This window comes from Blastococcus sp. CT_GayMR19, from assembly GCF_004570385.1.
Lineage (GTDB): Bacteria > Actinomycetota > Actinomycetes > Mycobacteriales > Geodermatophilaceae > Blastococcus_B.
In genome coordinates this window covers 113200-127112 of sequence record NZ_SPQL01000003.1, presented here as the reverse complement: position 1 = coordinate 127112, position 13913 = coordinate 113200, and the positions used below count along the sequence as shown (strand labels likewise).

The window sequence follows — 13913 nt, the reverse complement described above, 5'->3', positions numbered from 1 at the left end:
GACGCCGGCTCCTCCGGCGACCCCTGGAGAGGTACCTCGATGACGCAGTCCTTCTCCATCCCGACCCTCGGCCCGTCCGCCCACCAGGACACCTTCTGCCGAGACAACCTGCCCCCGCTCGAGCAGTGGCCGGTGCTCGACATGGGCCCCCTCGACTACGGCGAGCGGATCAACTGCGCCACCGAGTTGCTGGACGCGACGATCGAGCGGCTGGGGCCCGACCGCCCCTGCCTGCGCTCCCCCGGCGGCACGGTGTGGAGTTACGGCGAGCTCCGCGCGCACGCGAACCGGATCGCCGCCGTCCTCGTCGAGGACCTCGGCCTCGTCCCGGGCAACCGCGTGCTGCTGCGCGGCTTCAACGAGCCGTGGCTGGTCGCCTGCTGGTTCGCCGTCCTGAAGGCCGGCGGCGTTGCGGTGACCACGATGCCCCTGCTGCGCGCCGGCGAGCTCGCCACCATGGCCGAGATGTGCCGCCCCACCGTGGCGCTCTGCGACTCCCGGCTGACCGAGGACCTCGACAGGGCGGCGATCCCGGGGCTGCGAACGACGGTCTTCGGCTCGACCGCACCCGACGACCTCATCACCCGGGCCGCGAGCAGAGGGCCGGTGTTCGACGACGTCGACACCGCCGCCGACGACGTCGCACTGCTCGCGTTCACCTCCGGGACCACCGGCCGCCCCAAGGCGACCATGCACTTCCACCGCGACGTGCTCGCGATCGCCGACACGTTCTCCGCGCACGTCCTGCGCCCCGAGCCCGACGACGTCTTCACCGGGTCCCCGCCGATCGGGTTCACCTTCGGCCTCGGCGGCCTGGTGGTGTTCCCGCTGCGGGTGGGCGCCAACGTGCTGCTGCTGGAGAAGGCGACGCCGGACCTGCTCGCGGACGCGATCGCGCAGCACGGGGTCACGGTCGTCTTCACCGCGCCCACCGCCTACAAGGCGATCCTCGCCGCGGGCGCCGCCGGCAAGCTCGCCGGCGTCCGCCGCGCCGTCTCCGCGGGCGAGGCGCTGCCGGAGCCGGTGTGGCGGGCTGTCCACGACGCGACCGGCCTGCGGATCATCGACGGCATCGGCGCCACTGAGATGCTCCACATCTTCATCTCGGCGGCGGACGACGACATCCGCCCCGGCGCCACCGGCCGCGAGGTACCGGGCTATACCGCCGTCGTCCTGGACGACGCCGGGCAGCCGGTGGCGGACGGGACCGCGGGCCGCCTCGCCGTCCGCGGGCCCACCGGCTGCCGGTACCTCGGCGGCGACCGGCAGGAGGTCTACGTCCGGAACGGCTGGAACGTCACCGGCGACACGTACGTCCGCGACACCGACGGCTACTTCCACTACCAGGCGCGCACCGACGACATGATCGTCTCCGCCGGTTACAACATCGCCGGGCCGGAGGTGGAGCAGGCGCTGCTGGGCCACCCGGAGGTCGTCGACTGCGCGGTGGTGGGGGCGCCCGACGCCGAGCGCGGCATGATCGTGAAGGCGTTCGTCGTCCTCAACCCCGAGCGCACCCGCGAGGTGCCCGCCGAGGAGCTGCAGGACTTCGTCCGGCAGGCGATCGCCCCGTACAAGCGTCCGCGCGCGGTCGAGTTCTGCAAGGAGCTGCCCCGCACGAGCACCGGCAAGCTGCAGCGGTACAAGCTGCGCTGACGCCGGTCAGTGCCCGCGGAACGCCTCCTCCAGCCACCACGAGGGCTCGTCGGCGACGACCTTCGCGTCCACCAGGAGCGGCGCGTCCCGCGGTCCGGCCAGCCAGTCCGCGACGGGCGAGAGGTCGTCGGCGCCCCGCACGGTGACGGCCTCGAAGCCGTAGCCGCGGGCGATCGACGCGAAGTCGGTCTCGGGGAAGCGGACCGTCTCCAGCGGCAGCCCCTGCGGCCCGAAGTGGTGCACCTCGGCGCCGTACGCCGCGTCGTCGTAGACGACCACGACCATCGGCAGGCCCAGCCGCACGACCGTCTCGAGCTCGGAGGCGCCCATGAGTGCCCCGCCGTCGCCGAGCGCGGCGACCGGGAGCCGGTCGGGACGGGCCAGCGCGGCCCCGATGGCCGTCGACAGCCCGAGCCCGATCGACTGGAACGCCTGCGTGAAGCAGAACCCGAACTCGTCGGGGACGTCGAGGAACATGCTCGGGTAGCCCATGAAGTTGCCCGAGTCGACCGCGACCACCCGCTCGGCGGGCAGCAGGTCGTCCAGGCCGATGGTCAGGGCTCTCGGGTCGATCCGGCCGGACCCGCCGAGCGGCTCGAACGGCACGTCGCGCCACCGCACGCGCTCCCGGATCGCCGTCGCCACCTCCGGCGTCCGGTAGCCGGCCGCCTCGACGGCGCCGAGGCGGTCCGCCACCGCCTCGGCGGTGGCCCGGACGTCGCCGACGACTCCGAACGCGAGCGTCCGCTGGGCGCCGAGGGCCTCGGCCTCGACGTCGACCTGGACGACGACGGCGTCGTCGGCGATCAGCCGCCCGTGCCGCATCGTCCACATGTTGAGCTGGCAGCCCCACCCGACGACCAGGTCCGCCCCGGAGATGAGCTCGGCGGCCAGCGGCGAGGCGAATCCTCCGGAGACGTCCAGCGACCACGGGCTGCCGGCGAAGAGGCCCTTGGCCACCGCCGAGGTGGCCAGCAGCGCGCCGGAGCGGCCGGCGAGGTCCTCGAGCGCGGCCCGGCACCCCGCCCCGCGGGAGCCGCGCCCGGCCACGAACACCGGCCGCTGCGCCGTTCGCAGGGCCTCCGCCAGCCGCTCGAGCCCGGCGTCGTCGGCCGGGGCCGACGCGGGCGCCGGTGGCGCCTGCCCCTCGTTCCCCGCGGCCTCCTGCCCCTGCACGTCCAGGGGCAGGTTCAGCAGGACGACGCGACGCTCCCCCACCGCGGTGGCGACGGCGGCGGCCGCCCGGTCGGCCGCCCCGTCGGCCGCGTCGACACGCATCGGCACCGCACCCACCGCCCGGGCCAGGGCCGTCTGGTCGACGTAGAAGTTCGACCGCGGCTGGGTCACCTCGGCGGCCACGACCACCACCGGGGTCCGGCTCTTGGCCGCCTCGGTGATCCCGGTCAGCGCATTGGTCAGGCCGCAGCCCTGGTGCACGGTGACGGCGGCGGGCCGCCCGCTCATCCGGGCGTAGGCGTCGGCCATCGTGGCCGCGCCGCCCTCGTGCCGGGCGGCGACGTAGCGGGCGCCCGCGGCGACCATCGCATTGGTGACGGCGAAGTTTCCCGACCCCACGACGCCGAAGGCGGTGTCGATGCCGGAGCGGACGAGCGTCCGCCCGACGACGTCCGCGACCGTCATCCGCGCTCGACCAGGGCGAGGACCCGCGACGGCGCACCGGAGCCGTGGACGATCGGCAGCGGCCCGGCGATCAGGAGCGCACCGGTCGGCGGAAGTTGACCGAGGTTCTGCAGCTGGGTGAGGCCGTACTTGCCGCTGCCCATCAGCGACGCGTGGCACGGGAACGGCGGGTCGAAGGAGTGCGCCGCCCCGGCGTCGGTGCCGACCGTCTCGACCCCGATGCCGATGACCGGCGCCTCCTCGCCGAGCCAGCGGGCGCAGGCGGGTGAGATGCCGGGCGTGTGCGGCCCGGTGTCGTCGGCGTTGAGGAACTCCTGCTGCGACGACGAGCGCGCGTCCCACCCGGTGCGGTAGAGCAACCAGCCACCCTCCGGCAGCGGTCCGTGCACGGCCTCCCACTCCCGGATGTGCTCGACCTCCAGCAGGAAGTCGGGGTTGTCCGCCGCCTGCGCCGCGAAGTCCAGCACGACTGCCGGCGCCACCAGGCGGGACGCCGGCACCGATGCCACGTCGTCGCCGTCCTTCCCGGTCACCCAGTGGTTGGGCGCGTCGAAGTGCGTGCCGGTGTGCTCGCCGGTCCGGAAGTTGTTCCAGTACCACGCCGGGCCGCGGTCGTCGTAGCGGCTGAGCTCCTCCAGCTCGAAGGGTGCGGTCTGGGCGAACTGCGGCGGGAGCTGGATCACCGGGGTCTCGGCGGAGAGCGGCGCGGTGAGGTCGAGCACCTCGACCGAGCCGGACGCGAGACCGTCGGCCAGCGTGGCCAGGATCGACATGGAGTTCCCTTCGCGGGTCGACGGGCCTTCATCGCCATGAAGGCCCCGGGTGGACGGCCCGAGCATGCCGCGACCAGGCCTCTTCCCGGAATGCCTCTGCGCGTTCGACGAGGCCGGGCGGGCCGGTGCCACGGTGTCGACGCGGGTACCCAGCTACCGCCCGGCCTCCGGCACCGCACCGCGGCCCCCGGCGGCGACATCATCGCTCTCTCGTTCTGTTGACGACCGTCGCGTGAGCGGCATACGCTGCCGCCACGGTCCACCCGAGCTGGAGGACGGCGCATGCGCATCGCGGTTGTCGGCGGAGGCCCGGGCGGGCTGTACTTCTCGGCGCTCGTCAAGCAGCTCGATCGCTCCCACGAGGTGACCATCTGGGAGCGCAACGCACCCGACGACACCTTCGGCTTCGGCGTCGTCTTCTCCGACGAGACGCTCGGCGGCATCGAGCACGCCGACCCCCTGGTGTTCGCCGAGATGCAGCGGCACTTCGCCCGCTGGGACGACATCGACGTCCACCACCGCGGCACGACGACGACCTCCGGCGGGCACGGGTTCGCGGCCATGAGCCGCACGGAGCTGCTCGGCATCCTGCAGCGCCGGTGCGGCGACCTCGGCGTGACGGTCCACTACCGGGCCGAGGCGCCGCACCCCGACCGCCTGCGCGAGGAGTACGACCTCGTGCTGGCCGCCGACGGTGCCCGCTCGCAGCTGCGCACCGCCTACGCGGACGTGTTCCGCCCGTCCTTCGAGACCCGGCGCTGCAAGTACATGTGGCTGGGGACCGACCTCGTCTTCGAGGCCTTCAAGTTCTACGTCGAGGAGACGCCGCACGGCGTCATGCAGATCCACGGCTACCCCTACGACCGCACCGGCAGCACCTTCATCGTCGAGATGCACGACGACGTCTGGCAGCGGGCGTTCGGGAACATCGCGGCCCTGGACCTGCCTCCGGGCGAGAGCGACACGAAGTCCATCGCCCTGGTCGAGCAGCTGTTCGCCCACGTCCTCGACGGCCACCGGGTGTTCGCCAACAACTCGAAGTGGCTCAACTTCCTGTCGCTGCGCAACGAGACCTGGCGGCACGGCAACCTGGTGCTGATCGGCGACGCCGCGCACACGGCCCACTTCTCCATCGGGTCGGGCACCAAGCTCGCGATGGAGGACGCGCTGGCGCTGGCCGCCTGCCTGCACGAGCAGCCCGACCTCGACACGGCGCTCACCGCCTACGAGGCGGAGCGGCGACCGGTCGTCCTGTCCACCCAGCGGGCCGCGCAGGCCAGCCTCGAGTGGTTCGAGGACATCGGCCACTACGTGCACCAGGAACCCGAGCAGTTCGCCTTCAACATCGTCACCCGCAGCCGCCGGGTGACCCACGAGAACCTGCGGCTGCGCGACCCCGAGTTCGTCGCCGGCATCGACACGTGGTTCGCCGGGTCGCAACCCGTGCCGACCGCGCCGCGGCCGCCGATGTTCCACCCCTACCGGCTCGGCCATCTCGAGCTGAAGAACCGGATCATCGTCTCGGCGATGGACATGTACTCGGCTGTCGACGGGCTGCCCACCGACTTCCACCTCGTCCACCTGGGCAGCAAGGCGCTCGGCGGCGCGGCGCTGGTGATGACCGAGATGGTCTGCACGTCTCCGGAAGGCCGGATCACCCCCGGGTGCAGCGGCCTGTACACCCCGGAGCAGGAGGCCGCCTGGACCCGCGTCGTCGACTTCGTGCACGGCGCGACCGACGCGAGGATCGGCGTCCAACTCGGCCACTCCGGGCGCAAGGGCTCGACCAGGCTCATGTGGGAGGGCATCGACGAGCCACTGCCCGAGGGCAACTGGGACGTCGTGGCCCCCTCCGCGCTCCCCTACTCCCCCGCCAACCAGGTGCCGCGCGAGCTTTCCGAGGCCGAGCTCGCCGACCTCCGCGACGAGTTCGTGCGCAACGCCGAGGCCGCGGCCCGCGCCGGTTTCGACGTCCTGGAGCTGCACTGCGCGCACGGCTATCTGCTCTCCTCCTTCATCTCCCCGCTGTCCAACCGGCGCACCGACCGGTACGGCGGCTCGCTCGAGAACCGGCTCCGCTTCCCGCTCGAGGTGTTCGACGCGGTACGTGCCGTCTGGCCCGCCGAGCGGCCGATGACCGTGCGCATCTCCGCGACCGACTGGTTCGAGGGCGGCACCGACGTCGACGACGCCGTCGCGGTGGCCCGCGCCTTCGCCGAGCACGGCGCCGACGGCATCGACGTCTCGACCGGTCAGGTCGTGAAGGAGGAGCGGCCGGCGTTCGGCCGCAGCTACCAGACGCCGTACGCCGACCGGATCCGCAACGAGGTGGGCCGCGAGTTCGGCGTCGCGGTGATCGCCGTGGGCGCCATCTCCAGCTACGACGACGTCAACTCGATCCTGCTCGCCGGCCGGGCCGACCTCTGCGCGCTCGGCCGGCCGCACCTCTACGACCCGCAGTGGACCCTGCACGCGGCGGCCGACCAGGAGTACGCCGGACCGGGCGTGACCTGGCCCGACCCGTTCAAGGCCGGCAGCCGCCGACCCCAGACCGGCCGGTCCGAGGGCCCACGTCCCCGCCTCGAACTGGTGCGGCACGGCGAGCCGCGCACGCGCCACGCCCGGTGGCGTCCCGGCAGCGCGCCTACCGGATGACACCGCCGCGCGGACGCACCACGATGACCTCGACGGCGAACCGACCGAGGGAGCGGCCATGACCGACCGACAGGGCATCCCGGCCCGCGAGCTGTCCGACGAGGAACTGGAGCGTCAGGGGGTCCACGCGCACGCCATGCGGCACTGGGTGTTCCTGCACGGCACCGCCGAGCAGTTCCGCACCCACACCGAGCGGATGCTCGAACTGGAGCAGGAGTACCTGCGGCGGCACCCGCAGCGGACGTGGCAGGGCTCGGGCGGCGAGGCCGAGGCGCCCTCCCGGGACGACCGGATCCGCGACCTGGTGCAGACCTTCTCCCGTGCGATCACCGCACTGCTCGACGAGCAGCCGGCGGCGGCCGCCCCGAGCGCGCCGCGGCGCGACCCCGTGCAGGCCCAGGCCGCGCTGCTGCAGCGGTTCGCCGAGGCGCCCGACGGCCGCATCGACAAGCTGGAGGCCCACCAGATCGCCCGGCAACTGGCCCCCGACAGCCACCTCGTCGCCCAGCTCTACCGCCAGGACCCCCCGCTGCTGCAGGCCGACCGCGACTCGCGGGTGATCACCGACGCCGGTCGGGCCTGGCTCGAGAAGCACGCCGTACCGGCCTGAGCGGGCCGATCACCCGCGGTGCGACAGCTCCGCCCACGCGGCCATGGCTCGTGGAGCCCAGGCCGCGTGCCGCTCCCGGAAAACCTCGGCCGCCCGGTTTCCGCTCCAGCGTGGCGGCAGCAGTTCTCGCGGCAGTGCCGGATCGAGCAGCGGGAAGCGCCGCCACTCCTGGACCAGGCGGACCTGGGCGATCAGCGCCTGCCGATCGGTGCGCGGACGCGGTCGGCTCACCAGGTCGAGGAACTCCTCGTACCGCCGCTCGATCGCATCGAGGTCCCACGCCGTGCGCGCGAGCGACCGCTCGTCGCCGAGCCCGCCCGCGCTCGCCACGAACGACCAGCTGCCGGTGAGCAGCCCCAGGTCCTCCAGGACCAGGCAGGCCTCGGGCTCCCGGTCGACGCGGGGTGTCACCCAGGTGGTCGGGTTGACCGACCCCAGACCGGTCCAGCCCAGCCGGGTGCGCAGCCGCTGCCGCAGCGCCCGGTTGTTCTCGGGGACGCCGATCGTCAGCACGAGCCAGCGACCGTCCCACGGCCGCTCCTCGGCGGCGAAGCCGTAGATGCGGTCCGTGCCCTCGCGCAACAGCCGGGTGCCGGCGGCGGTCAGGCTCCAGCGGGTCTCCCGGCCCACCCTGCTCGCCGCTATCCAGCCGCTCTCGGCGGTGCGCATGATCGCCTGCCGCGCGGCCTTCTCGGCGACGCCCAGGTCGGCGAGGAGGTCGATGAGCGTGGCGGTCCAGACCGCGCGCCCGTCGGGCAGGACGAACTCGCCGAGCACCGTGAGCAGGAGGCTGCGGGCACTGGCCGCTCCCAGCTCTTGACGCCGGGTGACCACCGGCCCGTCCACCTCCACGCGTACATGGTTGCACCTCCCCACGACTCGACCCGGTCGTCGGGGGCGACGCCCCCCTGTCCGGGGGAGCCGAAGGTCACCGATGGGCAACGATCCGCGCGCCGGGACTGTGAGGCTTGACACATGGTGGTTAGCGCTACAGGCTCATGCCTCGACGGACGTGCGCTGTAGCACGTCGCGCCCGGAGCGCTGGAGAGTGCGATGACGTCCCCAGATTCCTTCCGCCGCCGCCTGTTCGCCACCTTCGGGACCGGCGTCCTCACCCTCGCCGTCGCCGCCTGCGGGGGCGGCAGTCTCGGCGGCGACGAAGGAGGGGACGGAGGCGGCGGCGGGGACGGGGGCGGGGGCGGGGGCACGATCAAGGTCGGGCTGGTCATCCCCCAGGCCGGTGTCTACACCCCGCTCGGCGAAGACATGAAGCAGGGCTGGGACCTCTGGCTCGAGCAGAACGACGGGATGATGGGCGACTACGAGGTCGAGACCGTCGTCGCCGACGAGGGCGAGGGGCCCGACACGGGCGTCCCGGCGATCCAGCGCCTCCTGCAGGAGGACCAGGTCGACGTCGTGGTCGGCATCGTGAACTCGGCCACGGCGCTGGGTGCCGCCGACCAGTTCGCCGAGGCGCAGAAGGTGCTCATCGTCGCCAACGCCGGCGCCGGCCCCATCACCGGTGAGGCGTCGTCGCCCTACGTGTGGCGCACGTCGTTCACCAACGCCCAGATCGCCGCGGCCATGGGTGAGCACCTCGCGTCGGAGGGCGTCGGCCCCGTCTACGTCATGGCGCCGGACTACGCCGCCGGCCAGGAGGTCGTCGCCGGCTTCACCGAGGCCTACGAGGCGGCCGGCGGAACGCTCGCCGGGCAGGCGCTGACGCCGTTCGGGACGACGCAGGACTACCAGCCCTTCCTGTCGCCGATCCAGTCCTCCGGCGCCGCGGCGACGTTCGTCTTCTACTCGGGCGGCGAGGCCGTCAGCTTCGTCCAGCAGTACGCCGAGTTCGGGCTCAAGGACACCATCCCCCTGTACGGCTCGGGCTTCCTGACCGAAGGCAGCGTGCTCGACGCGCAGGGCGAGGCGGCCGTGGGGCTCCAGACGGCGCTGCACTACTCCACCGAGATCGAGAACGAGGCGAACGAGGCCTTCGTCCAGGCCTATCAGGAGGCCTACGACGAGCTGCCGACCGTCTTCGGCATGACGACGTACGACAGCGCGAACGTCCTGGCCAAGGCCCTCGCCGAGACCGAGGGGCTCACCGGTGACGAACTGTCCGCGGCGCTCGACGGCCTCGGGGAGATCGAGGACAGCCCGCGCGGCCCGTGGAGCTTCAACGGCCAGACGCCCGAGCAGACCGTGTACCTGCGCGAGGTGACCGACGAGGGCGGGACGCTGATCAACAGCGTCGTCAGCGAGCTCGGCGTGTTCGAACAGCCGCTGGGCTGACAGCCTGTGCTGCATCCATCGTCGTTCCCCGCCGTCGCCGCTCAGGCGACGGCGGGGAGCCGGAGAGGGGGCACGGCGCAGTGATCGACTGGTTCGACGCCAACCTGGTCAGCATCCTCAACGGCCTCGCCATCGGCTCGCTGCTGTTCATCCTCGCCGTCGGCCTCTCCATCGTCTTCGGGATGATGGACGTCCTGAACCTGGCCCACGGAGCCTTCTTCCTGATCGGCTCCTACCTCGCCGTCACGTTCGTCGCCGGGGAGTCGTGGGCCGGCTTCTTCACCGCCATCGGCGTCGCCGCCCTCGTCGGTCTCGTGGCCGGCGGGGCGCTCTCCGGCCTGACCGAGCCCCTGGCGCGCCGGCCGATCCTCGACCAGGCGCTGCTGACGCTGGGCATCTCGCTGATCGTCGCGGAGACGCTGTCGATCATCTACGGCAACGACGTGCTGTCGATCGGGGAGCCGCCGGGGCTCGACGGCAGCATCGCCGTCGCCGGCAACCCGTACCCGACCTACCGGCTCATGCTCATCGCGGTCGGCCTCGCGCTCGCGCTGATCGTCTGGCTCGTGGTCGAGAAGACGTCGATCGGCGCGCTGGTCCGGGCCAGCGTCGCCGACCGGGAGATGGTCTCGGCCATCGGCATCGACAACCGGAAGGTCAAGATCGCCGTCCTGGGTGTGGGGTCACTGCTGGCGACCGTGGCCGGCGTCCTCGCCGCGCCGGTGTACGGCGCACGCCCCGGACTGGACAAGACGATCCTGCTGCTCGCGCTCGTCGTGATCGTGATCGGTGGACTCGGCTCGATCCGTGGCGCACTGGTGGGTGCGCTGGTGATCGGTCAGGTGGAGTCGCTGGGCCGCGCACTGGTGCCCGACCTCGCGTCGTTCATCCTCTTCGGCACGCTCGCCCTGGTCCTCATCGTGCGCCCGCGAGGACTGTTCGCCGGGAAGGTGGCGCACTCATGAGTGTCATCCCCGACAGCTCGGTCGAGCCGGCCGCGCCGGGAACCGGGGCCGCCACGACCACCCCCGCCTCCCGCGGGTCGATGCTGCTCCGGCGGGGCGCGCCCCTGCTGGTGCTCGTCGTGGCGCTGGCGGCGATGCCGCTGTTCGTCGCCCCGTTCACCGCGAACACGCTCTCCCGGATCCTGATCTTCGCGCTGTTCGCCGTCAGTCTCGATCTGCTGGTGGGCATCACCGGGCTCCCGTCGCTCGGGCACGCCGCCTACTTCGGGGTGGGCGCATACACGGCCGGACTCGTCTCGATCCACTGGACCAGCGAGGCGCCGGTGCCCGTACTGCTCGCGGCCGTCGCCGGAGCCGTGGCGGCCGCCGCCACGGGCTGGCTGGCCGTGCGCAGCGGCGGCGTCTACTTCCTGATGCTGACCCTGGCCATCGGAGAGCTGACCCACCAGCTCGCCACCCGGCTGTCGTCGGTGACCGGTGGGTCCAACGGCCTGTTCGGCATCCCGAGCATCCGGGTCGGTGGCGAACCGATGATCCTCGCCGGATTCGTGTACTGGTACGTGCTGGCCGTGGCCCTGCTCGGCTTCCTCGGCCTGTGGCTGGTGGCCCACTCGCCCTTCGGCGGCGCGCTGCGCGGGATCCGCGACAACGAGCCCCGGATGCGTTCGCTGGGGTACTCGCCGTTCCGCTACAAGTTCGTGGCGTTCATCCTCGCCGGCGGGTTCGCCGGACTGGCGGGCGGCCTGTTCGCCGGCCTGCTGCGCATCGTCAACCCGAGCGACGCCGCATTCACCACCAGCGCACTGATGCTGCTGGCGGTCGTCCTCGGCGGCGCCGGCACGCTCTGGGGCCCGGTCCTGGGTGCCGCCGTCGTCGTGCTCGTCCGCGACACGTTCGGCCCTCAGCTGGACGGGCACGGTCCGCTCCTGCTGGGCATCGTGTTCGTGGTCGCCGTCTACGCCCTGCCCCGGGGGTTCGCCGGGCTCGCCGGCCTCGTTCCCCGCCGGCGTCGGGCACCGGCAGGTGCGGCATGAGCGAGACGCTGCTGTCGCTGTCCGGCATCGGCCGCTCCTTCGGTGCCCTGAAGGCCGTCGACGACGTCACCCTCGACGTGCCCACCGGTGCCCGGCACGCGCTCATCGGGCCCAACGGCGCCGGCAAGAGCACGCTCTTCAAGCTGATCACCGGCGCGCTGCCGGTCACCGCCGGCACGGTCGCGCTGGCCGGCTCCGACATCACCCGGCTGTCCGAGCACCAGCGGGCCCAACGCGGCATCAGCCAGACGCTGCAGCACTCCAGCCTGTTCCTCACCCAGACCGTCCTGCAGAACGTGCTGCTGGCCGCGCAGCGGCAGCACCGCACCCGGCACTCGCTGGTCCCCCGCCGGCAGGCGGCAGCCGTGGACCGGGCCCGGGCGCTGCTCACCGACGTCGGCCTCGAGCACCGGGCGGGGACCCCGGTGGCCACCCTCTCGCACGGCGAGCGCCGTCAGGTGGAGGTCGCGGTCGCGCTCGCCTGCGAGCCACGGCTGCTGCTGCTCGACGAACCGGCCGCGGGCATGTCGCCGGCGGAGAGCTCCCGCCTGGTGGGGCTGCTCCAGTCGCTGCCGCGGTCGGTGACGCTGGTGATCGTCGAGCACGACCTGGACGTGGTGTTCGCCCTGGCGGACACGGTGACCGTGCTGCACCTGGGCCGGGTCCTCCTGACCGGCACGGCGGACGAGGTGCGGACGAGTGCCGCGGTGCAGGAGGCCTACCTGGGCCCCGGCCGGGAGGCCCTCTTCCTCGACGGCTCGGGGCCGGCGCATCTGGAGGTGAGCTGATGCTCGAGGTCCGCGGGCTCGAGTCGGGCTACAAGCGCAGCGCCGTGCTGCAGGGCGTCGACCTCGACCTGGCGGCCGGCCAGGTGCTCGGGCTGCTCGGCCGCAACGGGGTCGGCAAGAGCACGCTGATCAACACGCTGATGGGGCTCGTGCACCCCTCCAAGGGCACGGTCACCCTGGACGGCGTCGAGCTGGCCGGGCGGCGTCCCGACGTGATCGCCCGCGCGGGCGTCGCTCTCGTGCCGCAGGGACGCCGGGTCTGGGCGCCCCTCACGGTCACCGAGCACCTCGACCTGGCCGCGCGTCGCGGGCGGGGCCGCGGCCCGTGGGACGTCGGCCGGGTCCTCGAGCTGCTGCCCCGCCTCGGGGAACGCCGGTCGCACGGCGCCGGTCAGCTCTCGGGCGGCGAGCAGCAGATGCTGGCCATCGCCCGCGCGCTCCTGACGAACCCGCGACTGGTCCTCATGGACGAGCCCTCCGACGGGCTCGCCCCCGCGGTCGTGGATCTGATCGGCGAGGCCATCGGCGGCATGAAGGCCGAGGGCGTCACGCTCGTCGTCGTCGAGCAGGACCTGCACCTGGCGTTCGCGGTGGCCGACGACATCGCGGTCATGGACAAGGGCCGCGTCGTGCACCGCTCCCCCACGCTTCAGTTCCGCAGCGACAGCTCGGTCGCCCAGCGGCTCCTCGGCGTCGCCTAGCTCAGCCGTGGTCACGCCGAGTGGGCCCCGGAGGGTCCGCGCAGGCGCGACGCAGCGGCTCTGCCCGATGGGGGACGGCCATTGGCCGCGGTGTCGTCCGGAGGACGACCATGTCATCGCGATGTCACCGCGACGTCAGAAGCGGTGCTGTTCCTGGTCGACGTAGCCGCCGCTCTCCTCGGCGCCCGGGCCGAGGTCCGCGCCGGTCGGCTGCTCGTACTCGGGGCGAGGTCGGGCCGCAGCCCGCTCGCGCTCGGCGTCGTACGCCGCGCGCTGCGCCTCGTCGGGCACGTACCGGCCGGTGCCGGGGCGCCCGTCCTGGTGCTGGCCGATGTCCCGGGTCCGGTCGCCCACCCGCTTGCGCAGCCGGCCGTCCTCGGTACCGGTGAAGCCGTGCGCGACGAACCAGTCGGTGACCGCGGCACGGTCCGGGTGGGTGTCGCGGACCACGTTCACCACGTAGTTGAGTCCGCGGGCGGTCGCCTCCTCCTCCAGGTGGGCCAGCGTGAAGGCGCCCGCTCCGGTGCCCCGCGAGCCCTCTTCGACGGCGAGGAGGATCTCGGCGTCGCCCCAGACGTCGTCGAGCCAGCCGTAGCCGACCACGCGGCCGCCGTCCTCGACCCGCCACCAGTCGCTCGACAGCCGCTCGCCCGGAGTGCGGGACTCGGCGCGGAAGACACCGTCGGGCACGGTCGCGAACACCCGCTCCCGGTCGGCGTCCCAGCGTGGGTCGTCGTCCTTCACCCAGGTCAGTCGGTCGGTTCGCAGGTCGGTCTCGGCCATGCCGGCTCCTCGGGT

Annotated in this window: 12 protein-coding genes; 8 read left to right on the top strand and 4 right to left on the bottom strand. The window is 73.0% G+C overall.

Going from position 1 to position 13913, the window contains the following annotated elements:
- Nucleotides 1–39: 39 nt before the first annotated feature.
- On the top strand, nucleotides 40–1656 hold the full coding sequence (locus tag E4P39_RS05640) for an AMP-binding protein (protein ID WP_135135419.1): 1617 nt from the start codon (nucleotides 40–42) through the stop codon (nucleotides 1654–1656).
- A gap of 6 nt (nucleotides 1657–1662) precedes the next feature.
- Here E4P39_RS05640 and E4P39_RS05635 read toward each other — a convergent pair whose 3' ends face one another.
- Together E4P39_RS05635 and E4P39_RS05630 are read right to left on the bottom strand one after the other, a co-directional pair.
- The gene (locus tag E4P39_RS05635; protein ID WP_135135418.1) at nucleotides 1663–3297 is read right to left on the bottom strand and encodes a thiamine pyrophosphate-binding protein; all 1635 of its coding nucleotides are present in this window, start codon (nucleotides 3295–3297) and stop codon (nucleotides 1663–1665) included.
- Nucleotides 3294–4070 (bottom strand): cyclase family protein, encoded by a 777-nt coding sequence (locus tag E4P39_RS05630; protein ID WP_135135417.1) that lies wholly within the window; start codon nucleotides 4068–4070, stop codon nucleotides 3294–3296. The genes E4P39_RS05635 and E4P39_RS05630 overlap by 4 nt, the downstream gene beginning before the upstream one ends.
- A 282-nt stretch (nucleotides 4071–4352) precedes the next feature.
- Here E4P39_RS05630 and E4P39_RS05625 point away from each other — a divergent pair, with 282 nt between their 5' ends.
- On the top strand, nucleotides 4353–6725 hold the full coding sequence (locus tag E4P39_RS05625; protein ID WP_135135416.1) for a bifunctional salicylyl-CoA 5-hydroxylase/oxidoreductase: 2373 nt from the start codon (nucleotides 4353–4355) through the stop codon (nucleotides 6723–6725).
- 58 nt (nucleotides 6726–6783) lie between these two features.
- On the top strand, nucleotides 6784–7335 hold the full coding sequence (locus tag E4P39_RS22585) for a DUF6158 family protein (RefSeq protein ID WP_209306363.1): 552 nt from the start codon (nucleotides 6784–6786) through the stop codon (nucleotides 7333–7335).
- Between the two features lie 9 nt (nucleotides 7336–7344).
- Here the strand turns inward: E4P39_RS22585 and E4P39_RS05615 are convergent, their stop codons facing one another.
- Nucleotides 7345–8187 carry a PaaX family transcriptional regulator C-terminal domain-containing protein gene (locus E4P39_RS05615; protein ID WP_135135415.1) on the bottom strand — a complete coding sequence of 281 codons (843 nt, stop codon included), beginning with the start codon at nucleotides 8185–8187 and terminating at the stop codon, nucleotides 7345–7347.
- Between the two features lie 201 nt (nucleotides 8188–8388).
- Between E4P39_RS05615 and E4P39_RS05610 the strand changes: the two genes are divergently transcribed.
- The 5 genes from E4P39_RS05610 to E4P39_RS05590 all read left to right on the top strand — a co-directional run bounded on the left by E4P39_RS05610 (nucleotide 8389) and on the right by E4P39_RS05590 (nucleotide 13115).
- Nucleotides 8389–9627, top strand: a complete 1239-nt coding sequence (locus E4P39_RS05610; RefSeq protein WP_135135414.1) for an ABC transporter substrate-binding protein — start codon at nucleotides 8389–8391, stop codon at nucleotides 9625–9627.
- 80 nt (nucleotides 9628–9707) lie between these two features.
- On the top strand, nucleotides 9708–10592 hold the full coding sequence (locus tag E4P39_RS05605; protein WP_167761632.1) for a branched-chain amino acid ABC transporter permease: 885 nt from the start codon (nucleotides 9708–9710) through the stop codon (nucleotides 10590–10592).
- Nucleotides 10589–11626, top strand: coding sequence for a branched-chain amino acid ABC transporter permease (locus E4P39_RS05600; RefSeq protein WP_135135412.1), 1038 nt, complete (start codon nucleotides 10589–10591; stop codon nucleotides 11624–11626). The genes E4P39_RS05605 and E4P39_RS05600 overlap by 4 nt, the downstream gene beginning before the upstream one ends.
- Nucleotides 11623–12414, top strand: coding sequence for an ABC transporter ATP-binding protein (locus E4P39_RS05595; protein ID WP_135135411.1), 792 nt, complete (start codon nucleotides 11623–11625; stop codon nucleotides 12412–12414). Before E4P39_RS05600 ends, E4P39_RS05595 begins: the two co-directional genes overlap by 4 nt.
- Nucleotides 12414–13115: an ABC transporter ATP-binding protein gene (locus E4P39_RS05590; RefSeq protein ID WP_135135410.1), complete on the top strand. Its 702-nt coding sequence runs from the start codon at nucleotides 12414–12416 to the stop codon at nucleotides 13113–13115. The genes E4P39_RS05595 and E4P39_RS05590 overlap by 1 nt, the downstream gene beginning before the upstream one ends.
- A 135-nt stretch (nucleotides 13116–13250) precedes the next feature.
- On the opposite strand, the gene E4P39_RS05585 is transcribed toward E4P39_RS05590, so the two are convergent.
- A complete protein-coding gene (locus E4P39_RS05585; RefSeq protein WP_135135409.1) occupies nucleotides 13251–13898 on the bottom strand; it encodes a GNAT family N-acetyltransferase in 648 nt (215 codons plus the stop codon).
- Nucleotides 13899–13913: the final 15 nt, after the last annotated feature.